The following is a 410-nucleotide window of genomic DNA, read 5'->3' on the forward strand; positions in this document are numbered from 1 at the left end:
CGACCGCAGGCGTCGACCTTTGTCGTTCGTCCTGACAGCCGGGCAGGCCGCGGACAGCCCGCAGTTCGTCCCCGTGCTGAAGAAAATCCGGGTCCGTGTGCCGGTGGGCCGGCCGCGAACCCGACCGGGCGCGGTCGCCGCGGACAAGGCGTACTCGTCCCGCGCCAACCGCGCCCACCTGCGTAAACGCCGCATCAGAGCGGTCATCCCGGAGAAGAGGGACCAGGTGGCCAACCGCAAGAAGAAGGGCAGCCGGGGCGGCCGTCCCGTCGCCTTCGACGCCGATCTTTACCGTGATCGCAACGCTGTCGAGCGACTGATCAACCGGCTGAAGGGCTGGCGCGGCATCGCCACACGCTTCGACAAGACGCCCGAGAGCTACCTCGCCGGCCTCGAACTCCGCGCTTCGA

The 410-nt window shown here is 69.0% G+C and carries 1 protein-coding gene; it reads left to right on the forward strand.

What is annotated here, in order from left to right; genetic code table 11:
• On the forward strand, window positions 1–410 hold a 410-nt coding region (locus AOQ53_RS26200; protein ID WP_059420925.1), incomplete at both ends, for an IS5/IS1182 family transposase.

It is taken from the genome of Streptomyces azureus (assembly GCF_001270025.1).
In the GTDB taxonomy this organism is placed as follows: Bacteria; Actinomycetota; Actinomycetes; order Streptomycetales; family Streptomycetaceae; genus Streptomyces; species Streptomyces azureus.